Genomic DNA, 25155 nt, shown 5'->3' with positions numbered 1-25155 from the left:
ATTCAAACAATTATGAAAACTTACGACTGGATTATTATTGGTGCGGGCATCACAGGTACTGCACTTGCTTATGAATTAGCAAAAACTGGATTTTCTGTACTATTGCTAGAACAATATCCCATGCCACAAAATGCTACTCGCTATAGTTATGGGGGAATTTCCTATTGGGCAGGGACAACACCAATTACACAACAATTAAGTCAAGAAAGTATGGCTCGTTACCCTATTCTCTCCCAAGAATTAGATGCTGATATCCAATTTCGTGAATTAGATTTATTGTTAACTATTCCCTCTAATAGCGATCCAAAAACAACATCTGCATCCTACGCTCATCTTACCATTCCACCGACTCGATTAAATATTCAAGAAGCTTGTGAATTAGAACCACTGCTAAATAAAAATGCCATATCCGGTGCTTTGACTATTAAACATGGTCATATCCACCCAAATAAAACAGCGCAAGCATATATTCAAGCCATGCTGCGACTAGGGGGAGAATTGCAGTTTACCCAAGTATTAGAACTTAATCAAGGCTTAAAAAGCGTAAAAACAACCACAGCAACTTTCCACAGTGCCAATATAGCAATTTGCGCGGGTGGACTCAGCCGACAATTACTAAAATTAGCAGGTATTCCCATAAAAATGTATTTTTCTCATGCAGAAATAATTGAAACTCCACCTGTAGATTTGCGTTTACGTACCCTGGTTACACCAGCTAATCTGCAACGCTTACAATTAGAAATTGCAGCAACTCAAATTGATAAATTATGGGATGAATCTGGATATGAACCAGTAGCACCAATTTTAGATGCAGGTGCTGTGCAGTTTCTTGATGGTAGTTTGCGTTTAGGTCAAATTAGCCGTATTCTTACAAATCCCTATGCTTCAATTAACTCAGAAGCTAGTGAAAAATGGTTACGAACAAGTATCAACAACATATTACCAACTTTAGAAAAGTTACCAGGAACTCGGCATCATTGTTTAGTGGCATTCACTAAAGATAAATTCCCATTAATTGGGAAAATTCCCGAATTTGAAAACATTTATATTTTCTCTGGTTTTAGTAGTCCTTTTGTTTTCGTTCCACCGTTAGCAACACGCTTTGCTAAATTTGTGTCTGGTTATCAAGATAAAATTATTAGCCAGATGTCTCCAGATAGAACTAATTTGAGCTAATCTATAATATTATCTTCGGAAAAATTGATTTAGATAACATCCCATGCACACCTTTTTGAGGATTATTAACTACTTGGGTGATATGGAAATTAACAGCTAAACTACATAAAATATAAGCATCTTCTGGTGACAAGTTGGTGAAGCGTTCCAGAAAATATATCATATTTTTTAAAGCCAATTCTAAAGCATTATCTAAGGTTGGTGCAAAACCCATGGTGATAAAATCTGTAGGTGTTTCTGCTATTGGTATTTTCAGTTGTAAATCTTTACGCAATTTGAGTTTAATTCTGCCATTCATAGAAGTTTCGATAGCAGTCACATTCACTTCACCATCTCCCTGTGCAGAATGTCCATCACCAATAGAAAATAATGCACCGGGAAGATATATGGGTAAAAATAGCCGCGAACCTGCTTGTAATTCACGGTTATCAATGTTCCCTCCATAAGCACCTGGTGGTATAGAGTTACGGGAGTTTTCTGGGGTAGCAACTCCCAAAATTCCAAAAAATGGTGTAAGGGGAATTTTGATATTTGATCCTAAAGGAAATTCTGCAAAATTATTTTCTAAATCCAGGGGAATAAATTTTAATGTTGGGTGAGGAAATTGTTGTGGTAATGCTCCCCAACCTGTACGAATAGCATTAAAGCCAATGGGTAAACGGGGTGAAATAGCTTCTAATTGTATTTCTAAAACATCTCCTGGTTCAGCATCTCGGATGTAAATTGGCCCTGTGAGTAGATGCGGACCACTGGCTATTTTGCGTTCGGGAGGTAAATTTTTGCAGATATCAACAAATTCCGGTGTCAAAAATTCTGGTGGGGCTTTGTCATAAACATAATAACCAGTATAAGTTTCTACATCTATTGTGTCGTTAGAATTAACTATTAATGCTGGTTTTAATAAATGGGAAAAGCCACCTAGATGTACAGTTTCTTTGGTAGCTTTTAAAATATGGTGAGTCATGTTGTGGTAGGTGAATTGAGTAGATGCAGGGCTATTAATTGCAGCGTATTTTAATTCCCTGAACGGCTTAATATTTCTTTGAAGGTACTAATATAATTGCTAATAGCATGATCTTGAAATCGTGCAGCAATAAAGTTTAAACTAAATCTTGAACCTATCCGCAATTCTTGATCTATATGGCGATATCCCTGCCACCATCTTGGTAATTCTGGTACTATATCCATACCATTTACAAATTGATAGCTGCTGGGAACTCTTTGATTATATGATTCTTGAAAGCCTTTATTACCAACTTTTGGCGCTCCAAAAGTAAAGGATTCTATAGATGCTAATTGATTCACAAAGTTGTATTGAATATCAACAACACATAATGTTGCTAATGCTCCACCTAAACTATGTCCAGATACGGTGACACGAGAAATATTATTATTTTTGATATATTCATGAATCTGGTTTCTGACAGAAAAGTAAGCCTTGATAAAGCCACTGTGCATCAAAGATCCCGAACTATTTTCTGTTAGATAAGGATAAATTTTATCATTTTGATCAACGATTTCTGACTGAATTATTTGCTTGTCAAACTTTGTCTGTTCCTGACTAGTTTCCAGGTTTGTTCTCCAATCAAAAGATGAATTACTACCAGGAAACACAATAGTAATTCCTGATGTATCTGTAAGGATAGCGAGTTGGGTATCAGTATCTTTTTGGTCAATTAAAAAGGGTTGTTCGCTCCAACCACTAAATTTAATATTAGAGAAGTTTTGGTAACTTTCCTTGCAACAAATTGCTAATTTCAATGCTTTAGAATAATCAACCTTCATAGTTGTGTCCTCTAGTTATAGAACTGGATATTAGAAAATCAAAATTTAGCAAATTTGCGTGGTAACGAATTGGATTATATCTGCTAAACCGGCGTTGGTTTTTAAGTTGGAGAAAATGAAGGGTTTTTCGCCGCGCATTGTTTTTGCATCTCTTTGCATGACGTTTAAATCAGCGCCAACATAGGGTGCAAGGTCAGTTTTATTAATGACTAATAAGTCGGATTTAGTTATACCGGGTCCACCTTTGCGGGGAATTTTATCACCTGCTGCAACATCAATTACATATATGGTTAAGTCTACTAGTTCGGGGCTAAAGGTAGCAGCTAAGTTATCACCACCGCTTTCTAAAAAGACTAAATCTAAGTCTGTAAATTTTTCTTCTAGTTGTTCAATTGCAGCTAAATTCATGGAAGCATCTTCACGGATAGCGGTGTGGGGACAACCTCCTGTTTCTACTCCCAAAATGCGATCGCTCTCCAAAGCCTGAGAACGAACTAAAAACTGAGCATCTTCTTGAGTATATATATCATTTGTGACAACTGCCAAGTTATACTGCTGTCGTAGAGCTTTACACAAAGCATCGACTAAAGCCGTTTTTCCCGAACCCACAGGCCCTGCTACCCCAACTCGAAATGTACTCATAGTTAGTCATTCATCATTGATGATTGGTCATTAGTCGCTCAACTCCGAAACAATCTTGTATACTGGGTTTCATGCTGCATACTAGCCAGAGATAAACCCCAACTACAACAAACAAGGTCGTCATCCTCCAAAGCGAGAATTTCCCCCATTGTAGTACTTAATAAGTCTTGTAACCCTAATAACAATTGTTGTCCAGCCGTTTGACCGAGAGGAATAAGTTTGATTCCCGCAGTAATTAAATTATTTGCCCAACTATGCAGATATGTCAATAATGCAGTTTGGGGGCTAATTTGCCAGTGATGAGAAGCGATACCAAAAGCGATCGCATAATTGCAAGGATAACCCACAGCAGTAGCCAACGGTAAAACCTCTGGTTCCAGCTTACCTAATAACTGCAAGAGCGATCGCCCCATTTGCCAGCTAGAAGCACGTAATTCTTCCGCATCCCTCAATGCTGATAACCACAAATTCCAGCGGCATAAAGCTTCTAAATCACCCACTTTCGCAGCTTGTAAAGCTCTTACCATCACCGCTCCATCCAGGCGAATTGATCCATAAATTAACTCAGCTTCCAACCAATGTTTTAGATGTTCTACACTAGTAATAATAGAATTTTCTACCAACATTTCCAAACCTTCAGAATAACTATATGCACCCACTGGTAAAGCTGGACTCGCCAATTGCAAAATAGATAAAAAACTTCTATGAGTGAGAGTGTCCATAAGCTCCTAATTCTGGCTGAAAAGGTACAACTTCCTCCTTAATTTCTAACCCCAACTGTGCCAACATGGCGTATAAAATTGGGTCTGGAGACAAGCGCAAATAACTGGAATTAATTTCCAGAGATACATGACGATTTCCCAAATGATAAGCCGCTCTTAATAACAGCAAAGGCGTTTTTGCAAACACTGTCAAAACCGGCTCAGATTTAGCAATAATTCTGATTAAATTATCTTGGCTTTCATCAGCTAAAATATCCTCATTACGTAAAACCGTCCCCCTTGGTAAATGTAAAAATACCACCTTCCCATCCTCCAATGTAAACCGATGACGGCTGCGGGTGCGTTCCTCTGCGGTGAGTGCCAGAGTGAACGTAACTACAGCATTAGAGTCAGGTGGCTTACGTTGCGTCAACGTCAGCATAATTTTAGTAAATCATCAATACATATCTTGTTGGATTTTAAGGCTTTCTTGCCCAAAAAAACTATTTTTATAGCCTTTCCTCATCACATGAGGTACATCATAGCCCCCTCCCCGCAAGCGATGAGGGGGTTGGGGGTGGGGTTTTTGTAACTCACTCAACCGATAACCGCTATAAGATGATGTTTGAAAAGTATCAGAATTGATTGAGATCCCCTTTTTAAGGGGGGCTAAATTCTTCAAAGTCCCCCTTTTTAAGGGGGATTTAGGGGGATCTACAAATGTTAGATCCCACACGACAAAGTTTTCAAGCATCCTCTAAATAAGGGGCTTTCAAATAAAAAAATGTACAAAAATTTCCTGTAGTGCGGGCAAGATAACCGCTAATAATAAAGGACGGGTATCCTACCCATCCCACAATATTAAATAATTTATTTTCTGGTGTTCCCTAACCTATAAATAACCCCATTTCCTATAAGGAAATGGGGTTAAAAGTTTGGTATTGAAAAAGTTCAATTTTCATCTCTGGAGTGAACTTGAGCCGGCGGACTAGTAGCTTCCACTGCTGTAAACGGTTGCAGAATTTTATAAGAATGAATTGCTCCCTTAGGTACAACCCAAGAACTTCCTCTTTCTAGCAAAATGGTTTGTCCCGCAACGTCCAATTCCGCTTGACCATTAATTACATAACCAACCGTCTCATATTCTCGCTGAGTTGGTTGTTTTTCCTCACCTGGTTCCTCATTTTCCCACAGCCGCATAGAAATAGTTTTCCCAGAGGCAAGATACTTTTGACCAAGTTGACCTTTTGGGGAATAGTCAGAGTCTACTTTTTTGACACTGGTGTCACTCATAATAATTTAGGCTACAAAAAGCATTTGCATGAATATAAAACACAAAAAAGCTTTATTAGTTACATCTTGTCTCTCAATACTCTTTCCGGTGGTACATTCTCTTGATAATATCCATGTCGAGTTCCAGTAATTGGCTCTACAGATTTTTCAACATTTGTTTGTACATCGTCTAAAAATTCTCTTGTAGATTCAGGAATTGATTCATCAAGATTGAGTTTTTCTTTAATATTATCGCCAGTATCTTTGTATCTTTTTTGATCGTTTCTCAGTTCTGCTGCATTTGGAGTACCTTTGTAATAAATACCTTCTGGTGTTTTCACAGTATCCGCTTGTGCTACTAACATAGTATGACTATGTCCAAAAGATTGAAATCCAAAAAAGGTTAATATTACAAAAAATATTACCAAAATTGGACGTAGACTTACACGTTGTAGATTCTTAAAAAACTTGTTCATAAACATCCTTCCAGAAATTATAGGTTGAGAAATAACTTTGAAGCATTTCGTTAAAAAACCGAAAGTTCTACATTGTCACAGCAGCCCCAGTAGTTGGTTTGGGAGGCTTAATACCAGATGCTAACCTCGCCTGATAAAGCCCTATTAATCGCTGTTCATATTTTCCTAAATCATTTTGTATTTCTTTGAAAATTGCCGTTGCTACAGGGTCGGTATACATTGCAGACAAATTGCTCATATCACCAATACCTGTTTGGATATCACCTAATGCACAACGAAGTTGATATATATCATCACTCCCTGTCAAAGCTGTTTTTACTTTGGCATATTGGTTTGCAACATTTGCAGCCAAAGAGGGTTTTTCATGCAAGCGTTGAAGATAAATTTCCAGTTTTTCAGTGTGACGCTGTTTATTAGTTTTTATTTCTTGAAACAGTGCTTTAATTTCTTGATCCGATTCTTTTTTTACATAGTTTTCTAACGCTTCTAATGAATAACGTTCACCAGCTAAAGCAGTATTTAAACCTTTTATAATTTCATTCTTAGTTGAACCACCCCAAGCATCAGCTAATTTCCACCATTCAGCACTTGTGTCTTTTACATCAGGCAATTCTACATCTTTACCGCCGTAACCTAAACGATTTAAAATGGCTGTTGTGAAAATTGCTAAGTCTCCAGGTTCACGAGATGTAATTAAATTTCCATCCATGACTAGCGGCTCATCTAGATAAGTTGCTCCAGCATTGCTGATATCTTTGCGAATAGCAGTAAATCCCGTTGCTTGTTTACCTTTGAGTAAATCACCTTCAATTAAAACTTGTGACCCGTGACAAATTGCAGCCACTAATTTACCTTGATTCATCGCATCTCTGACAAAGCAAACTGTATTACAATTGCGCCGCATTTTATCAGGAGCCATACCACCAGGAATTACCACAGCAGCAAACTCTTCAGCTACAGCTTCTGCTGTCGTTGCTTCAGCCTGTACACTTAATTTACCTCGTTTACCCTTGTATTTTTCATTCATCCGTGAACCAATTACTACTACCTCCATTCCAGCTTGTTTTAACCCATTATAAGGAACTGTAAATTCTACATCTTCTACTTCTTGTTCAATGAGGATAGCTATTTTCTTTTTGCCAGAATGATGATTGTTTTGGTGAATTTGTGTCATATTTTCTCCTAAATTAACCCGACTAAATCAAACTATTGATAAATAAATTCAACTTGTTGTTGATGTGGCAAATAATTCCTCATAATCATGTGAAAAATAAGTGTGAAATTTTCTAAATTGATCTGGTGTAATGGCATTCTGCAAAACTGCAAAAACAGCCCTAACATGAATGGCGGCTGTAGTAGGTTCTATATTTTCCTTGTGACTGGTACGCTCAATAAACTCTTGTAGATGAAAAGATTGAGTAGGTTCAGCTTCTTTTCCAGACAAAGATTTACCTAATTCTTCTGGTAGTTGTGCTGCTATTTCTTGAGCTTCATGATTAGGAATAAGTTCCTTAATAGTTCCTAATGTGGCATGAGTAGCTCTTTCAGCTTCTTCACGAGAGTTTGATTGAGCTAGACTTTGAACATGGGTAATAAATTCTGTATATTCCATTAGATATACCCCCTGGTTAAAAAAATGCGGAATTAAAATGAATAGTGTTTTTGATTTAATTTTTTTTTTAGGTTTATGAGTTTATTAAAATGAAAGAAAAACTATATATTGTATATAGAACACTTCAAATTCACACTTATCAGCTTAAGCTTTAATAACTTGATTCACTTCATTCTCAGGGGATAGATTTTTTATGCCTAAAGTTATATATAGCAGAATTCAAAAATCAGGAGTCAGGAGTAAAACTGGCTTGGTGTCTGGCTTTGAATTTAGATTCTGTACCTCATTGATCTGCAATTCGCTGTATCTCGATATAGATATATTTATGGGACTCCTATTTGATTTTTGAATAATAACCCAACATTTTCAATAGATATAGGAGTGAAAATTAAATATGCATGGCTTGAAACCCTTGTAGAGACGTTCCATGAGCAGGGATTCTCGTCTCTACAATCTTTTTCACCAGAGTAGACAATATCTCTACATTCTTTGCGTTCAGGTGTCAATTAGTAGTTATTTGCACAAGTAAGCATTTCCTTATCAGCTAGATAAAGATTAGCTACAGCATATTTAACAACTACTGACTCTTGCGTAGCATGACAAGAACTTTTTACTGCTTGAGTTTTGATTGGATCTTTCACAAGTTTAGCCTGATATGTGTAGAGAGAACCAGACGGTTTTTCAAAAGTTAGCTCTGCTAAAATTGTATTATTATCTAAACTTTTCTCTAATATCTTACCTGCTACTTTATAGTTAAACCAATCCCATCCTTGATGAAAAATTATTTCTCGTTCCAAAATCTGTAATGCAGACGGCAAAATTCCCCAACCACGATAAACCTTATTCAAAAATTTAGTATCACCAGTACGAGTTAGAATGGATTTGAAAGAATCATGATCAAGAACACCATAATATCTTCCTTCCGTCAAATCTATAGCTGTAGGAGCAAAACGATGTCCCCCAAAGTGACTTGATTTCCAAATTCTTACATTATCAAAATGTAAATCAGAAATTGTATTTTTAGCATAATAGTAAAAAGGATTTCCATATCTAGCACAACACTGATCATGGCTACCATGTGTACATACTAAAATATCTCTATTTATATCATTTTCTACCTGATAATCTAGATTTTCATTTAACAACCATTTATTGATAACTCCTGCTACTTGTTCAATATTTGGTAACTTAAACTCTTGCTTACAGTATCCATTGATTAAGCCTTCTTGTCTTTGATAAATTAATAAAGTTGTTTCTTCTACTTTATGTGATTGATCATTAGCAATTAAAAGAAACTGAATTGATAGCTTGCTGCGTTTTACTTCTTCTACCAAAACCCGTAAATTATCTGGAACCCATTTGGATTTAAATGCTTCTGACATCCACGGTTGAGGACATTCCACTAAAATGTAAGTTTGGTAGTTAGTGGCACTACCAATAATATCTTCTCCTATTTGCCGCGAATAGTCAGAGCAAAACATCGTATTCATATAAATGTACTCAAGAATTGATTTTATAGACGAAGGTAATGAAAAAACAAAATTGTGTTTTTAGCTACCAGTCCTGATATTTTCTAAGATTGATCAACTAAAAACAGGTAGCCACTTTATAAATTTCTGATTTTTTGAAGTCTTTCCGGTTAATAAATCCTCCATTTCTAGAAATAAGCCTCTCCATACAAAATATTTCCGTAACAGTCAAGTTAATTGTGTATCTAAGTTCGTTTAGCAGTTCATGAAATTTCACCTATCAAAATATGGGCTGACAGAAAGTTAGATTTTACGCCTTTAGTGGATAAATTAAACCCTACTAGAGTGGGAGTGAAAAAAAATTAGTGTTAGGGTACATTTGAGAAATTTAATTTTACACTTTACCCAATGATTAAGATACTTTTATTAATTAGGGGTAAAACTTATGTACTCAAACTAGGCGATTTTAAACTAGTATCAAGTAGTAGCAGCAGGGGGAGATAAAGCACCTTTTGCAGCGCTAATTTACCGTAGGGTTATTTAAACATTTCGGTAGTTTGTCTAGTCTTATCTTCAGTATAACGATAAGAATAATATTTGATCTTTGAAAAATACGTAGTGTATGTATAGAAATGCGTTATGGCTACAATAAATTGCCAGAAAATAGATGATCTCATCTTGTGGGTTAGGTATCCTGCCTGCCCTTTGCCCTTAATAATTTGCGGGCATCTTGCCCGCACCACAAGAAATATTTGTATATTTTTTTATTGGAAAGTCCCTTACGTACGTTACACTTTTCCATCCTAACGTACCCTACAAGAGATAAAATCCTTAATTCATATTTAATAAATTTTGTCAATAGATATCTGTTGGAGACGTTACATGGAACTTCTGTACAAGGGTTCTAAGAAACGCACATTTAATTTTCACACTTTTGTCTAATGCGTAAGTCCTAAATTATAATCAAGGCCATTGTCTCACTTTTTTATGTACCTGTGCTAAATACCACATATAATCATCAATTTTATATGTAAGCTGTTGTGCATTTAATTTGTATAAGTCTGGCGGGCAAGATGCCCACCCCACAAGATTTAAACATTTTAGGATTATCAAATTTAGGTGCTTAACAGCTTATCAGCAGCTTTAACTATATATTTTTGTGCTAATTCAAAATTGTTTTCGGTTTCGTAATATTATCCTAGATAAAGATGACTATAAAAATTTCCTTTAATTCCTTGCAATTTACCTACATTTAAGACATCATCTGGTGTGCAGTTCCCCGCAAAGAAATCATACACACTCTGCATAATCTTTTTGGGGTCATTTTTTACAGTTAACAGAGAATTACGCGCTTCAGATAGGCCTAAATAACGCGCTATACAAAGATATCTCCAAACTGTTTCTTCCACATCTTGAGCATTGACAGTTAAATTTATTTCAAACTGTTTTGCACCATCAGCAAATCTTTCTACATAATAATAAGATAAACCACGTTGCCATAGATAGAGTGTGATTTTAGAATCTAATTTTTCTGCGGTGTCAAAGTCTTGAATAGATTCTTCGGTTTTCCCAAGTTTAAAGTAAAACATTCCTCGCTGAATGTAAGCATTAGGGTTGTTTGGCTGACTGTGAATTATTTCGTTCCAGCGTTGGAGTTGAGATTCTAAGGAATTATTAAAAAACATAAATTTGGTTATTTAAGGAAATGTTTATGTAAATCAGCTATAGCAATTCCCAAGCTCATGAAATACACCCCACCCGCGCTGTCACGCACCCTCCCCTTACCAAGGGGAGAGTTGGGGAGGGGTAATTTTGTATCTAACTAGAGTGGGAAAGGCTATATATTATTTTAGCTGTGGTTGTAATAACAAAAAAAGGATAATAAAAGCTGAAATTAAAGCAATAAAAATCATGATGAATATTAGTGACTTGTTTTTTTGAATTTCTGGTGGTGTTTCCAGAGAATTGAGGCTTTTTTTATACTCTTCCCATACCTCCAATCGTAAACTACTTGATAAACCCCGCCAAACTCCAGCCCGAATTAGTGTTTCTTGATTTTGAATCCCTGTGACAATTACTAAAGGTATATTGTTGAAACCAATTCCTTTGGGTAAAGATTTTTCTTCAAATTCAAAAGCTAGTTCATCTCTCAATTTTTTGCAATTTTTACCTATTTTATTATTGGTATTAGCAGAAAAATCACGGATGTTGATAACTTCCTCTACTGATAATTTACTAATATCTGCTGCAATTTTAAATCCATGATCATGATCAAAAATCACGGCTTGGTCTATTTCTGTTCTTAAGGTTTCTCTTAGTTCATCTCGTAAAGCAGCAGCAGCAATAGCTCTAATTTTTTGTTCATTGTCTTCAGAGTCTTCCCCTATCCAAGCTACAGAATTACGAATTTTGCGGTCACGAAAATCTACTCTTTCACTTGCATCAAGTCCAGTTATTAGTAATAATAACTGACTACCATACCGCCCGATAAAAAGAGAAAAAACTTCACTTTGAATCAATTCATAAACCTGATTTTGTCTGATAATTTCAGGTAGTTCAGGTATCCAAGCGTAGCCTTCTTCTTGAGAAAATCCTCGACTGCGAATGTAAATATCCATATCAAATTCCTAATCAATATTTAGCAAATTATCACCCTGTAAAACTACGAAACTGTTATTAGCTTTACATCCCTTGGCAAATTCACGCACAGCATCTTTGAGATGATTATCTAAACCAACCCACTCGCGGATAAAATTGAATAAGTTCCAATGTTTTTTATCAATATGGAGTTTGAGCAAAAACCGCAAAAGATATCTCAGAGGTTGTTCGCTATCTTTAGGATTATATTTAGCATCGTGAGAAGTTTTGCGAAATATAAATAATGGATTATTCCCATTCATTTCTATGCGAGAAAAATGCACGCTACCTACTGTTTGTACTGGCGTGACAATTACAGCCACTTTGGGAAGTAGTGCTTCGGTGTTAAAATCTTCAAGTAATTTTGTATATCCAATTTTTACCTGATTCATCAATTCAGAAATACTTTGCTCATTCTGTAAATATTTTTCACATCTCACAGGAGCTAGTATGACTAATCTCGGTGAGTCAAGTTCTCTATAGGCTCTTTGAAATATATTTGTGATCATCTGGGGTTTGTTAATTGAATCATGCCATTGACCATTTTTTTCCATTAAAGCTGGGGTATCAATAGCAATAATTACAGCCGCAGATTCGTTGACAAAATTTTCAATGCGTTCCTTTTCTTCACGAGGACTTTTTGAACCGTGGTATTCACCAGGATAGTCTTGAAAGTTAAGCATTAAGGAAGGTTTAGCACCTTTTTTACCTAGTTCAAAAAAGAAGGATTTGTAATCTTCAGTGTTCTGCATCCATCCTTTAGTTTCAAAACTGTCAGGAAGATTTTTAAGTTCTGCTAAACGTTCTTGCAAAAGTGCTGAACTATCTAAATCAGGTGTGAGTTGCAGATTAGTTTTACCGATATTGCTTTCAAATTGCTCATACATGGCTGTTAAAAGACTTGTTTTACCTACGCCACTGGGGCCAAGCATGGTGATTTTGAGTTCGTGCATTTAAAATTTTTACCTTTAGTTTGTTAATTCAAAAATTGCATGGAGTCTAATTGATTAGCTGTGGCTGCTTGCTCTACTGATTTTAACCATTCTCGACGCAGTTTTGTCTTTTCTCCTAATTGCTCAAATTCTTCTTGCCAAATTTCTGCACGCATTTCTTCTAAAAAGATGCGCCATTGTGTTTTTGCACCTTCAGCACGAAGTACGCGATCGACAAATTCCTCAACTATAGCAAAAGCGGCTTGGCTAGGTTCACAGAGTAAGTCTTCTAAAGCAGTTTCGCAACCATAAACGGCTTCTGCTTGTAGTGCTTTTAAGTTGGCTAAAAGTTCTTTGGCTGTGGGAAATGTGGATAGTTGGAGTGAGGTATCATCTGGTGTTAATCCATCTAAATGTTTGCGGATACGGTGCTGAATTAAGCCGCGATAGGAGATATCAAAATCTGAGAGGATATGAAATCCTAGTTTGAGTTTGCTGAGGTTTTCGGGGATGAGATTGGCTATTTCTGTGAAGAATTTCTCATTTTTTTCTGCGGTGAGTTTTCCTAAAAGTCCTTGTTCTATCAGTACTTGGGCGACATTAGCTTTAACTTGGGAAAGCGATCGCTTTAAAGCCTCATCCAGCAATAGGAAATTTTGCGATAAGTGCGCCCGAACCTCGTTCAGATACTCGTAGTAGGCGTTTGGATAGCCACCGATGCGATCGCGCCTTTTCTCGATTTGCTCTAGGCTAGGAATACCAGTATCATGGCGACAAGCTTGAATCGCATTCTCCACCTGCTGCTTAAAATCAATATCGTCAGCGTTTCTTTGTTTTCTAAGTTGTCTGAGTAATTTTTCCAACCCACTAGTTAAATCGTTCCAAAGTTGATCAAATAATTGCTCAAATAAAGGAAACCAATTATCTTGTTGAGTCGTTTCTCCCAAAACATGACGCGCTTTCTCTAACTCAGCATCAACTGAATTTTGCAGGCGCATTAATCGCTCTTGACAAGATGCTCCATATTGCTGATCTAAAGACTCAATATTAATAACTAAATAATTGAGAACAGTATCTAAAACTTTATTTGCTGCTTCATAATCTGCACAATTTGCAATTAAACAATCAACCACTTTGATATGTTTATCTGTAAAACTTTCTGCCAAATCTTGACAATTATTAGAGTTATCACCATTTTTAGAATTAGCACTAGTTTGATTAAGCACTATAAAAGACCACAAATCAATGGGCAAATCAATCAATGCCGCGCGAGAAGTATCATAAAGTCGCACATCTACATCTGCCCAATAATCACCAGATGATTTGGGCATTCTTACAAATAAAACCGCATCTACATCTTGTCCCAAAGTTTTCATTAATCTTTCTTCATCGCCAACACCTGTATCGCCCAAACCAGGCATATCTACTAAAGCAATTTGTCCCACATCAGCATTAGGAAAATTACAAATAATTTTTACTTCTCGCACTGATAAATAATTAAAAAATACCCTTTGTCCATCAGCCGTATCTTGAGCCACATATTCCCGAATTTCATTTCTAGAAATCCGCCGAGGTAAAGTTTCTCTCAATAGGTGACGATACTTTTCTAAATGTGTGTGATATCTAGTTAAATGTTCATACATTGCACCTGGTTCAGCATATCCCGGCAGGTTTTGCGGTAAAGCTGGCATGGGATTGGCAGCAAATTCTGCAATTGTGATTGGTGTATTACCCAAACGTAGTTTTTGATAATAAGGACTGATTACTTCATCTAAAAAAGATCGTTCCGAATGAAACCAAACCTCACCATAAGTATCAACATTTAAGTTATGCTGAATGGTACTTCTCACCCCAGTACAATGTTGTCTATCACCATCAGGAATTTCAGCAGTACTCAGCCCTGTTAAACTTTGTAATAAGCGGCTTTTTCCTTGCCGTGCGCGTCCAACTACCCCAATGTTAAGGGTGTCACGACAAAAGCGCATTTTCAGTTTACGTAATTTATTGAGTTCATCTGTAAGAGTGTTTTGAATTGTTGTCAAATCAATTTTCTGCAAACGTCCATAAACATTTTTGTCATCAACTGTTGTTAGTAAGTAATGACGGTAGCTTTCTAGATAATCTAATTTAGAATAAAGAGAATGTAGATTTGCTTCAACAACTTGAATTTTATCAATTAGTGGGCGGCGTTTTTCAATAATGCTGGTAATTTTTCCAATTCTATTAGTGGTTATGTACATAAAATAACTTCTTAAAACAGTGAGCCTCTATAAATTATCGCTTATAATTGCCTCAATTAACTCCATGCACCTCCTAAGAAGAGATATAGCGGTTCTCGATTGAGTGAGATACAAGAACCCCACCCCCAACCCCCTCCCCGCAAGCGATGAGGGGGCTATGATGTATTTCATTCAAATGCATACCCCTATAATGATTCCCTTCCCGGTGCAAGATTAGCTAATAAATGGTATCTTTCTCTTTCTCTGCGTTCTCTGCGCCTCTGCGGTTAATTACAATTAATATTTTTCTAACAGGAAGTATTTATAAATTGTCTATATCAACTCCTTTAGCTTGCAATTTGGCTAATAAATCCTGATATTGCTGAAGTGCTGCTTCTTTCTCTCGACATTCCTGTTCAGCCCGTTGATATTCTTGTTCTCGTAGTTGATCAAGTTCTACAGATGTGAGAAACTTTCGTCCATCAGAATAATAAATTTTTAAAGTATCTGGAGTAAGTTGAAAACGTATACCCAAGCGTGGACTTATCCAACCATTAATTTTTTCAATTTCGGCAAAAGAATCTTGAGAACGCAGAAAACCAGAAAATTCTAATGTATCTGGATCATAAACATAATATTCTTCTACTCCATAACGTTGATAAAAAAGTGATTTATTAATCATCTCTTGAGTTCGGTTTCCCGGTGATAGAATTTCAAAAACCACCTGGGGAGGAATATTATTTTCGTCCCATTGTTTATAGGAACCTCTATCGCCTTTTGGTCTGCCAAAAACAACCATGACATCAGGTGCTTGGCGAGTTTTAATACTTCCTTGAACAGGATACCATAAAAGATTTCCACCGACAAAGACATCATCCTGTGATGCAAATAAGATTTCTAAGTTTTCTTTAATAGTGACAATCCAGCGAAATTGTTTAGTATTATCTGCCATTGGTTTTCCGTCGCTGTCTGGGTAGATGATGTCTGGTGCGGTTTCTGGCGTGAGTTGCTGTACCATAGCTAGACCTCCAATTTTGGGGAGTTGTGCTGATAGTCTTAGTTTAAAGGTGGGAAAGTGCGATCGCTTAACGGACAGTAATTAAAATAATCACACCTACTAAAGCCTAATCCATCCAACAGGTAGAAGCAATTACTGGCAAAATTCGTTATTTTAGAGCTAGTTGCTCAAAAATCAGGAATAAATCCAGTGGTTCCCCTTAAAGACAACAACCCTGTACATATTACGCCTTATGTAACTTACGCGCTAATTGCTATCAATATCCTGGCTTTTCTCTATCAAGCCAGTCTCTCTCCTCAAGCATTAAATGTGTTTTTACATTGGGCTGCTGTAGTTCCCCAAGAACTCAGTTTAAGCTTTGCAGGTATTCCGGTAAATCAACCTGTACCAGAATGGGTAACTTTAATTACTGCTCAATTTCTCCACGGTGGTATTTTGCACCTAGCTGGTAATATGTTGTTTCTCTGGGTTTTTGGTAACAATGTCGAAGAAAAATTAGGTGGAATTAAATATTTACTCTTCTATTTATCTTGCGGTGTTTTGGCATCATTAACACAATGGTACTTTTCTCAAAATTCTAGCATTCCATCATTGGGTGCAAGTGGAGCTATAGCCGGTGTCATGGGTGCATACATTATCCGTTTTCCCCAAGCTGAAATTCTCACGGTACTTCCTTTGGGTATTTTCTTCCCAACGTTTCGGGTTCCTGCATATTTCTTTTTAGGATTTTGGTTTATCCAACAAGCCTTTTACGGAATTGCGAGTTTAGAAACACCCACTAACATCGGTATGGAAAGCGGAGGAATCGCTTATTGGGCCCATGCAGGTGGTTTTGTCTTTGGGGCAATTCTTGGCCCTTTGTTGGGTTTATTTAATGATAAATCTTACAAAGGATAGCAAAGTGCTGAGTGCTAACCTAACTTACCTGAGTTCGGAGTTTCTCCTATGCCTACGGCACGGCTTCGCCGAACGGAGTTATGATTTTTAAGGGCGAGAGAATAAGGGTTTGAGACTCCTAGCGGGGGCAAGTTTTCCACCAATTATCTTATGTCGAACTCAGGTTAACTTGTAGCTTCAGACATTCCCAGGAATTTTTGTGTTTGTTCAGTGATGCCAAACAAGCTATCTGCATGACAGAAAATTTCCCAAGCACGAACTCCCATAAAACCAATACCTGCAACTGCAAGGGGGATAGCTGCTGCGCCTAAAAGTGCGGCTATAGGTGGAAATATCATACAAATGGTTAAAAGAATCCCTGTGATCACACCACCTGCTATACCTGCTTTAGCTGTAGCTGCGGCTACTTTCTGTACTAATTGCTGTTGTGTAATTTTACCTTCGACGCATAATAACGAATTTTCTAGGATGGAAAATACCAACTCAATTGCTGCTGCGGCAACTGCTCCTTTTAAAACTGCTCCCACTACTTCTGCCACGGCGGCTTTAAATGCTGCGTCAGCTAAAACCTGCTGGGCTACGGCTAGTTCTTCTGCTGTCATGTCTACGCCACCACGAGCGCGGTTAATCCGAAAATGCTCAAAAATGCCGTTAGTGGCTTCGCTGCCACCTCCATTAACATGAGCTTGAATGTGACTCCAGTCTTTATCTTTACAAAATTCTCGAACTGCTTCAGAACCTTGAGCGCGAATTTGTGCGGGAATGGTTTCAAACACTTTTGCGGCTTCTTGAATATCACGCATTCCATTACGCACTCCAGCCCGTGCAAATTTGAATTGCAGATTTGCTGGTAAGTTCTCAAACCGGATATGATGAGCGATTTTAAAAGCTTCTTGGGTGGCAATTATACCAGCACTAACTACTGAACTGGGTGCGGCTTGTGCAATATTGCCTATTTGTGTTGTAGTTTCTTGTATTTTAGCAATGCCTTGGTTAGCTAAATTCTGAGTATCAGTAACAGCCGCTTTTACCTTGACACTAAGAAATTCGAGGGGATTAAAGTTACTTTGCATACCTGGTAGTCGCGCTATTACTGTAATGTCGTTGCCTAGATACTTTATTTATACCATAACATCAGAAATCTAGTTTAAGTGGATTCGCGGAACTGAAAATTTCCCGACTTTTTGTGAAAATTTCGCTATTGCTGATTTTTATAGTCGGGAGAATGTTAACTCGAAATACTTTCAATTAGATGCCAATGTCGGCTTTGTTCAATGGACTGCCTCACAAAATCAAATATTTGTCGGCAGTGATTATTTAATTGAAGTGGGAGTTCCTCATTTTTCATGATCATACTCATCCCAGTTTCGGTTTCCGTAGCATTGGATTTATCAATCAGTACCTCTATTGTCACTAACTGAGAAAAGGATACTTGACCAGGAATTTCCCGCGCCATAATGTAGTCTGCTGTATAGTAGTGAACATCCAAATGACATTCCTGTAGAAGTTGTATTAGTAATCTTTGCAACTGATCAATGGGAACAGAAACAATAAATGAACAGGTATAGCGAGCCATAATAGCCCCACGCGTTGTAACACTCTGTTTATCCTATAATACGGAAGCTCATAACGGGCAATTCATTGAGAGATTTATTGTCAAAAGCAAATTTTTTTGATGTTGCGCTTCTACGGAACGCCGCAGCCACAGATGCGATCGCTCTCCAGAATTTTTATCTTCAAGCGATCGCTATACAAAACTACTTACTATTACTCTGGAACATCAACCAAAATATTGCCATCTTCGACACGTACAGGAAAAACTGGCAGGGTTTTGGCTTCGGAAACCATTGACAGTAACTTACCCACTCCGGGGGGCCAAGGACACCAAGTTTTCACTTCACCAGTACTCAAGTCAAAAGCACTACGATGGAAAGAGCAAACAATCGCTCCATCTTTAATTTTCCCAGATTTCAAGGGTAATTTTAAGTGCGGGCAGTTATTTTCCACAGCATAGAGGTTATTTTCGTGGTTTAACACCAGAATATTTTTGTTACCTACTTTCACAACTTCTCTAGCACCAGGGGCTAAGGCATTAGCCGCCAAAATTTTAGTCCAGGCCATACAATTCTCCTTTCTTTACAGACCTGTTCCCAGTTTCCCGCAATTGTGTCAAGTGCGATCGCTTATAGTCAGTCTACCCACTGGTGACAATCCCTAGGCTATCTTAAAAAGAAACGCTATAAATATTCTCATTGTTCAGTCTAAAGTGTCTCATTATTTACTTGAGGAGAAAATTACCTTGTCAAATTTAATGTACCAAGCACAACCACCATTAGAATTTATCCCCCCAGCGTTTAACCCCTTATTATTAAAATGTGTACATCTTTTGTTACCCAACTGGATACGCTGGAAAACTCCCATTAACCAAATTGAAGCCGAAAACGTAGAAATTTTGGTAGATCTCTATCAGCAGTTTCAGGCAGGTAAAATCCGCTTCATGTTGGCGTTTCGTCATCCGCAAACAGAAGATCCACTTTGTTTAGCTTACTTATTTTCCCAACTTGTACCCAAGGCAGCACGAACTCTGGGTATACAGTTACAGCATCCAATTCATGCCCATTTTATCTATGATCGGGGTATTCCTCTCTGGGCTGGTCAACATATTGGTTGGCTTGCTTCTCATTTAGGAGGTACTTCCATTCAACGGGGTAAAGCTGACTGGACAGGGTTGCGTTCAGTGCGGGATTTGTATATAAATGGTCAGTTTCCAATGGCTGCTGCACCAGAAGGGGCAACTAATGGTTTATCAGAAATTGTCAGTCCTTTGGAACCGGGTATTGCTCAAATGGGCTTTTGGTGTGCCGAAGATTTACAGAAAGCTGATAGAAATGAAGAGGTGTTAATTTTACCAATTGGACTTCAGTATAGTTACATTAACGAACCTTGGGAAGCAATCGCAAACTTATTAACTGAGTTAGAAGTAGCTAGTGGTTTATCTGTCAACCCATCTACTAGTACTTCTTTTGAGATACTTTATCCCCGATTATTAAGTTTAGCAGAACATTTATTATCTATAATGGAGCAATTTTATACCCGATTTTATCATCAAAAACTGCCAGATGAAAAGATTATCAATGGAGAAATTAAAGATAGAAATGAAGCCTTAGCTTATCGGTTACAAGCTGTCATGAATGTAGCCTTATTTATTGCTGAACAATATTTTGATTTACCATCTAGAGGAAATTGGAATGATAGATGCAGAAGAGTAGAACAAGCGGGTTGGAATTATATATTTAGAGAAGATTTTAAAGATATTAAATTATTATCACCAATTGAGAGAAGTTTGGGCGATAAAATTGCCGAAGAAGCTTATTTTCGGATGTGGCACATGAGGTTAGTTGAGAGTTTTGTTGCAGTTTCTGGGATTTATATCCGCGAAAAACCAACGGTAGAAAGATTTGCAGAAACAACTTTACTTTTATGGAGTATGGTCAATAAAATTAAGGGTAATAATCCTTTACAGCGTCCGCAGTTGGGTAAGCAAAAGGTAAAAATTACTGTGGGTACTCCGATATCTGTTTCTGAACGTTATTCGGGGTACAAGGGAAGTCGTGTGGGAGCTAGACAAGCAGTGTCTGAATTAACAAGCGATTTACAGAAGGTCTTGGAGGGGTTAACAGGTGTGGGATGATGGCATGAGTTCGGAGTTCGGAGTTCATAGTTCGGAGTTCGGAGTTCGTAGTTCGGAGTTCATAGTTCGGAGTTCGGAGTTCGGAGTTCGTAGTTCGGAGTTCGTAGTTCGTAGTTCAGAGACGCTACGCGAACGAAGTTATGATTTTTAAGAGCGATCGCTAAAGCATTAGTATAAAAACTATTGCTATTTATCCATATAAAAAAATGAAAAAGCCAACTATTACAATCAAAAAAGCAACAATAAATGATCATCAAGGTGTGATAAAGTACGCAATCAAACTAGTACATCAACATCACAATTTTAATCCTTTAAGGTTCGTTGAGTTTGAAAATCACGAACAACAAATTTTTGATTTTTTTGCGGAACAGATTGTCAACCCAAAAGCTGTTGTGTTGGTCGTAGAAGTAGAAAATGAAATTGTTGGTTACTCATTTACACGGTTGGAAGAAAGCAGCTTAGTTGATATTGCACCAGCAGCAGCATGGCTTCATGATATTTACATTGATGAATTAGCGCGGGGACTGGGAGCAGGAAAATTGCTGTTAAATGCTTCAATAGATGCAGCAAAGCAGTTAGGTTCACAAATATTGATCCTCCAAGTTGCAGCACAAAATGAATTTGCCAAGAAGCTATTTGAAGCTAATGGATTTAATGTGGCAACTTACGAGATGATCATGAATCTAGACGAAAGCTCAAAAATATAGAGATTTTGTATAGCGGTTTTGACCAGGTTGTGGTAGATTTTTGACTCAGCAGAACCTGCGAGAAACCGCAGAAGCGTCTACTTTACTTGGTAAAATTAAGTACACTGTTAGCATAAGGCACAGCAAAAGCTAAAGTCCGTTGAAAAAATGAATTTCCACCCCTTTCAACAGTGGATTATCAAGACAGTAGGTACAGCACCATTAAGACGGATGTTGATAGTTCCGTTTGTCTTACAAATTGTGGGCGTTGTTGCCTTAGTTAGCTATTTTTCCTATGAAAATGGATCTCTGGCAGTTAACAGACTGGTTGTAAATTTACAGTCAGAAATTGATAATCGAATTCATCTTAATCTCAGTAATTATCTCAATACACCTATCAAAATTAATCAGTTAAATGTAGATGCATACGAATCTGGGCAACTGAATTTGTGGAATTTTCAGAACACAGGTAAGTATTTCGCCAAACAATTGCAAACCTTTGGTGCTAGTTATATTCAATTTGCCACAGCTAGAGGCGAATATATTGGTGCAGGTGATTATGGATTAGGTCACACCCAAATAGAAGAAATTCCTCTAGGGGCAGAACTGGGGAAATCCTATAAATATGATACAAATCAGACAGGCGATCGCACTCGATTAGTTTCTATGCCAACTTATGACCCCAGAGTAGAAGCTTGGTACTCCAAAGTAGTTAAAGCAGGTAAACCAGTATGGAGTGAGATATACAACTGGGACGCGAATCCAGAAATTATATCGATCGCAGCCAGCTATCCACTATATGATCGTCAAGGTAAATTTATAGGCGCTCTCAGTACAGATCTCAGTCTGACTTATATCAGCAATTTCTTGAAACAAATACAACTGGGTTCTTCTGGTAAAGCATTTATTTTAGAACGGTCAGGATTGCTGGTTGCCAGTTCTGCCAAAGAACCACCATTTCGGATGGTGAATGGTCAAGCACAACGGTTGCAAATCCTCAATAGTCAAGATTTAGTAATTAGGGAAGTTGCCACAAACATCCAAAAAAAATCGAGCAGTTTTACAAAAATTGTCAAAAATCAGCAAATCCAAGTCAGAATCAAAGATAAAAGATATTTTGTCCTCGTTTCTCCCTGGCAAGACAATTTTGGTTTGGACTGGTTGATTGTGATAGTCTTACCAGAATTAGACTTTATGGCAGAAATTCAGACCGCGACGGAGAAAACCATTTTCTTGTGCGGTGTAGCTTTTTTGCTCTCAATAGCGATGGGATTATTAACTACCCAGTTAATTGCGCGGCCATTGCTGAGATTAAACTTAGCGGCCAGACAGATTGCCCAAGGAGACTTTCAGGAACTAGCCCCAATTTTTACCCCCATAGTTGAAGTTCAGCAACTGTCTTCTTCCTTTAGCCAAATGGCACAGCAATTACAACAATCATTCACCAAACTGGCAGACAGCAAGGCAGAACTTGATCAATTTTTGGAAAGTTTGCCCATAGGGGTATCTATTCATCAAAGAAATGGTTCTGTAATTTACCTGAATCGGAGTGCTAAATCTCTGCTGGGTGTGGAAAAGATTCCTGAACAAGATCCAGATGATTGGGCTGCTGCTTATCAATTTTATGTAGTTGGAACTAACCAACTTTATCCCCAGGATAGATTACCAGTAGTACTAGCCTTACAAGGGGAGTATGTGCAGATTGAAGACATTGAAATTCAATACAACGGCAAAATAATACCAGTAGCAGTATGGGCAACGCCAATTTTTGACCACAATGGCAGGATTACCCATGTCATTACTGCATTTCAGGATATTACGGATCGCAAACAAGCCGAACGCATTCTGACTAACTATAATGCCGAACTAGAAGGACAAATCGCCTGCCAAACTGCCGAATTACGTCGTCAAGAAGCCCAATTTCGTGCCATTGTTGAGTTGCAAACAGAATTAATTGTCCGTAGTTGTGTCGATGGCAAGCTGACTTTTGTGAATGATGCCTTTTGTCGTTACTTTGGGGTGAATGCTGAGGATATTTTGGGACATAGTTACAGAGGTTTTATTTTTCCAGAGGATCGCGCTCAAGTATTTCAAACTCTGGCTACTATATCCCAGGAAAATCCCGTGATCAGCATAGAAAATCGCGTAGTTGCCAAGGGAGATGTGCGTTGGACGCAATGGAATCAACGGATGATTTTCGATGAAGAAAACCGCTTTGTGGAAATACAAGCAGTGGGTCGAGATATCACGGACAAAAAACGTGCGGAAACTGCTCTGGCAGCAAGGGAACGTTATCTTTCAACTTTGGTTAATGTCCAAAATTACCTTTTAGTTAATGAATCTGATACCAATTACTACACACAAATTCTGCAATGGTTGGGAGAAACAGCATCTGCATCCCGTATATATCTGTTTGAAAATCATGATGATGCTGCTGGTAATCGGGTAATAAGTCAGAGATCCGAATGGTGTTTGGCAGGGATTGCTTCGGAACTTAATAATTCTGCACTCCAAAATATTCCCTATACAGAGTTTTTACCACGATGGTTAGAAATCCTTTCTAGTGGCAAGATTATTAACGGTGTCGTTGCCGATTTTCCAGATCATGAAAGGGAAATATTAGAACCTCAGGGAATTCTGGCTATCTTAATTTTACCTTTCTTGGTGAATGGTCAGTTTTGGGGTTTTATTGGCTTTGATAATTGTGCATTGGCTCGGATTTGGGAACCAGCTGAGGTAAACTTGCTCAGTGCGGCTGCATCTGCGATTTCGGCACATTTAGAACGGCAGCAAGCTAGACGTGAAATTGTAGATGCCAAAGAGGCTGCTGAAACTGCCAACAGTGCCAAAAGCCAGTTTCTAACCAGTATGAGTCATGAGTTACGGACTCCGCTAAATGCCATTATTGGATTTAGCCAGTTGCTAGAAACCGATGCTACCCTGCAAGCAGAACAGAAAGATTTTATTAATACGATCAATCAAAGTGGTGAACATCTGTTGTCATTGATTGATGATGTGTTAGAAATGTCCAAAATTGAAGCGGGTAAAGTATTTTTGAATGAAAAATCTTTTCACCTGCCACAATTGCTGACGGGTCTAATGGATATGCTACGTCAGCAAACAGCTTCTAAGGGATTGTTTTTTGAGTTGGAACTTGCGAACAATTTGCCAGATTGGATCATTACTGATGATGCTAAATTGCGTCAGGTGCTGATTAATTTATTGGGAAATGCCATCAAGTTTACTGATTATGGTGGTATTGTTCTGCGGGTAGGGATGATGGAATCTCTATGTGCAGGCTATCACCTGTTATTTGAAGTGGCAGATACGGGACAGGGGATTACTGCAAATGAACTAGACCAAATTTTTGAGGTTTTTGGACAATCTGAAGCAGGTAAGCGATCGCAAACAGGAACTGGTTTAGGTTTGCCTATCAGTCGCAAGTTTGTAGAACTCATGGGTGGAGAACTGACAATGCAGAGTACCCCTGGTGTAGGTAGTAAATTTCGGTTTGATATTCAAGCACAGATGGTTGATCCACCAGCTAAAAAAGATGAAAATACTCAACCAACTGGCTTGAGTTCTACAAAAATCTTAGTGGTTGATGATAATGCTGTAAATCGCAAATTTGCTTTACTGATGTTGAAACGTTTGGGATACGAAGCTCAAACGGCAGATAGTGGAGAAGCCGCAATTCAAGTATTACAACACCACACTTTTGATGTGATATTGATGGATGTACAAATGCCTGGTATGGATGGACTGGAAACAACCCAAAGGATTCGCACCTTGTATAGCGATCGCCAACAACCAATATTTATTGCTTTAACAGCGGATGTCTCTAGCGAAACTCGCGATAAATGTTTTGCCTGCGGGATGAATAATTTTCTTTCCAAGCCAGTAAAAATAGAACTGTTGCAACAAGTCTTACTGTCAATTTGA

At 37.8% G+C, this 25155-nt stretch carries 23 protein-coding genes; 5 read left to right on the top strand and 18 right to left on the bottom strand.

Features of this window, described 5'->3' with window-relative positions; translation table 11 throughout:
• Positions 1 to 12 precede the first annotated feature (12 nt).
• The gene (locus tag ACOWPH_RS25980; RefSeq protein ID WP_015213001.1) at positions 13 to 1176 is read left to right on the top strand and encodes an NAD(P)/FAD-dependent oxidoreductase; all 1164 of its coding nucleotides are present in this window, start codon (positions 13 to 15) and stop codon (positions 1174 to 1176) included.
• A 1-nt stretch (position 1177) separates the two neighbouring features.
• Here the strand turns inward: ACOWPH_RS25980 and ACOWPH_RS25975 are convergent, their stop codons facing one another.
• The 15 genes from ACOWPH_RS25975 to ACOWPH_RS25905 all read right to left on the bottom strand — a co-directional run bounded on the left by ACOWPH_RS25975 (position 1178) and on the right by ACOWPH_RS25905 (position 15939).
• Positions 1178 to 2140: an acetamidase/formamidase family protein gene (locus tag ACOWPH_RS25975; RefSeq protein ID WP_015213000.1), complete on the bottom strand. Its 963-nt coding sequence runs from the start codon at positions 2138 to 2140 to the stop codon at positions 1178 to 1180.
• Positions 2141 to 2190: 50 nt separating this feature from the next.
• Positions 2191 to 2961, bottom strand: a complete 771-nt coding sequence (locus ACOWPH_RS25970; protein WP_015212999.1) for a lipase family protein — start codon at positions 2959 to 2961, stop codon at positions 2191 to 2193.
• 45 nt (positions 2962 to 3006) lie between these two features.
• Positions 3007 to 3603, bottom strand: coding sequence for an urease accessory protein UreG (ureG, locus tag ACOWPH_RS25965; protein WP_015212998.1), 597 nt, complete (start codon positions 3601 to 3603; stop codon positions 3007 to 3009).
• A gap of 38 nt (positions 3604 to 3641) precedes the next feature.
• Complete coding sequence (locus ACOWPH_RS25960) at positions 3642 to 4325, bottom strand: urease accessory protein UreF (RefSeq protein WP_015212997.1); 684 nt, start codon at positions 4323 to 4325, stop codon at positions 3642 to 3644.
• Positions 4306 to 4746, bottom strand: a complete 441-nt coding sequence (gene ureE, locus ACOWPH_RS25955; RefSeq protein ID WP_015212996.1) for an urease accessory protein UreE — start codon at positions 4744 to 4746, stop codon at positions 4306 to 4308. Before ureE ends, ACOWPH_RS25960 begins: the two co-directional genes overlap by 20 nt.
• A gap of 509 nt (positions 4747 to 5255) precedes the next feature.
• Positions 5256 to 5597: a cupin domain-containing protein gene (locus ACOWPH_RS25950; RefSeq protein WP_015212994.1), complete on the bottom strand. Its 342-nt coding sequence runs from the start codon at positions 5595 to 5597 to the stop codon at positions 5256 to 5258.
• 59 nt (positions 5598 to 5656) lie between these two features.
• A complete protein-coding gene (locus tag ACOWPH_RS25945) occupies positions 5657 to 5941 on the bottom strand; it encodes a hypothetical protein (protein WP_311381504.1) in 285 nt (94 codons plus the stop codon).
• 178 nt (positions 5942 to 6119) lie between these two features.
• Positions 6120 to 7226 carry a DJ-1/PfpI/YhbO family deglycase/protease gene (locus tag ACOWPH_RS25940; protein ID WP_015212992.1) on the bottom strand — a complete coding sequence of 369 codons (1107 nt, stop codon included), beginning with the start codon at positions 7224 to 7226 and terminating at the stop codon, positions 6120 to 6122.
• A gap of 48 nt (positions 7227 to 7274) precedes the next feature.
• The gene (locus tag ACOWPH_RS25935; RefSeq protein ID WP_015212991.1) at positions 7275 to 7664 is read right to left on the bottom strand and encodes a DUF2267 domain-containing protein; all 390 of its coding nucleotides are present in this window, start codon (positions 7662 to 7664) and stop codon (positions 7275 to 7277) included.
• A 506-nt stretch (positions 7665 to 8170) separates the two neighbouring features.
• Positions 8171 to 9154 carry a sucrase ferredoxin gene (locus tag ACOWPH_RS25930; protein WP_015212990.1) on the bottom strand — a complete coding sequence of 328 codons (984 nt, stop codon included), beginning with the start codon at positions 9152 to 9154 and terminating at the stop codon, positions 8171 to 8173.
• A 1172-nt stretch (positions 9155 to 10326) separates the two neighbouring features.
• Positions 10327 to 10818 (bottom strand): tetratricopeptide repeat protein, encoded by a 492-nt coding sequence (locus ACOWPH_RS25925; RefSeq protein WP_015212989.1) that lies wholly within the window; start codon positions 10816 to 10818, stop codon positions 10327 to 10329.
• Positions 10819 to 10977: 159 nt separating this feature from the next.
• The gene (locus ACOWPH_RS25920; protein WP_015212988.1) at positions 10978 to 11751 is read right to left on the bottom strand and encodes a hypothetical protein; all 774 of its coding nucleotides are present in this window, start codon (positions 11749 to 11751) and stop codon (positions 10978 to 10980) included.
• 9 nt (positions 11752 to 11760) lie between these two features.
• Positions 11761 to 12723: a TRAFAC clade GTPase domain-containing protein gene (locus tag ACOWPH_RS25915; protein WP_015212987.1), complete on the bottom strand. Its 963-nt coding sequence runs from the start codon at positions 12721 to 12723 to the stop codon at positions 11761 to 11763.
• 23 nt (positions 12724 to 12746) lie between these two features.
• Positions 12747 to 14942, bottom strand: a complete 2196-nt coding sequence (locus ACOWPH_RS25910; RefSeq protein ID WP_015212986.1) for a hypothetical protein — start codon at positions 14940 to 14942, stop codon at positions 12747 to 12749.
• A gap of 301 nt (positions 14943 to 15243) precedes the next feature.
• Positions 15244 to 15939 carry a Uma2 family endonuclease gene (locus tag ACOWPH_RS25905; RefSeq protein WP_015212985.1) on the bottom strand — a complete coding sequence of 232 codons (696 nt, stop codon included), beginning with the start codon at positions 15937 to 15939 and terminating at the stop codon, positions 15244 to 15246.
• Positions 15940 to 16128: 189 nt separating this feature from the next.
• On the opposite strand from ACOWPH_RS25905, the gene ACOWPH_RS25900 reads away from it, so the two are divergent.
• Positions 16129 to 16836, top strand: a complete 708-nt coding sequence (locus ACOWPH_RS25900) for a rhomboid family intramembrane serine protease (protein WP_015212984.1) — start codon at positions 16129 to 16131, stop codon at positions 16834 to 16836.
• Positions 16837 to 17000: 164 nt separating this feature from the next.
• Here the strand turns inward: ACOWPH_RS25900 and ACOWPH_RS25895 are convergent, their stop codons facing one another.
• From ACOWPH_RS25895 to ACOWPH_RS25885, 3 genes are all read right to left on the bottom strand, one after another.
• The gene (locus ACOWPH_RS25895; protein ID WP_015212983.1) at positions 17001 to 17909 is read right to left on the bottom strand and encodes a hypothetical protein; all 909 of its coding nucleotides are present in this window, start codon (positions 17907 to 17909) and stop codon (positions 17001 to 17003) included.
• Between the two features lie 155 nt (positions 17910 to 18064).
• Positions 18065 to 18412, bottom strand: coding sequence for a hypothetical protein (locus ACOWPH_RS25890; protein ID WP_015212982.1), 348 nt, complete (start codon positions 18410 to 18412; stop codon positions 18065 to 18067).
• A 191-nt stretch (positions 18413 to 18603) separates the two neighbouring features.
• A complete protein-coding gene (locus ACOWPH_RS25885) occupies positions 18604 to 18957 on the bottom strand; it encodes a Rieske (2Fe-2S) protein (protein ID WP_015212981.1) in 354 nt (117 codons plus the stop codon).
• Positions 18958 to 19147: 190 nt separating this feature from the next.
• Here ACOWPH_RS25885 and ACOWPH_RS25880 point away from each other — a divergent pair, with 190 nt between their 5' ends.
• From ACOWPH_RS25880 to ACOWPH_RS25870, 3 genes are all read left to right on the top strand, one after another.
• On the top strand, positions 19148 to 20527 hold the full coding sequence (locus tag ACOWPH_RS25880) for a hypothetical protein (protein ID WP_015212980.1): 1380 nt from the start codon (positions 19148 to 19150) through the stop codon (positions 20525 to 20527).
• 206 nt (positions 20528 to 20733) lie between these two features.
• Positions 20734 to 21234 (top strand): GNAT family N-acetyltransferase, encoded by a 501-nt coding sequence (locus ACOWPH_RS25875; RefSeq protein WP_015212979.1) that lies wholly within the window; start codon positions 20734 to 20736, stop codon positions 21232 to 21234.
• A gap of 147 nt (positions 21235 to 21381) precedes the next feature.
• Complete coding sequence (locus tag ACOWPH_RS25870; protein WP_015212978.1) at positions 21382 to 25155, top strand: PAS domain S-box protein; 3774 nt, start codon at positions 21382 to 21384, stop codon at positions 25153 to 25155.

Source organism: Anabaena sp. PCC 7938 (assembly GCF_049315035.1).
GTDB lineage: Bacteria > Cyanobacteriota > Cyanobacteriia > Cyanobacteriales > Nostocaceae > Anabaena > Anabaena cylindrica.
Note: the sequence above shows the minus strand (reverse complement) of the source record. Positions and strands in the feature narration are given on the sequence as shown.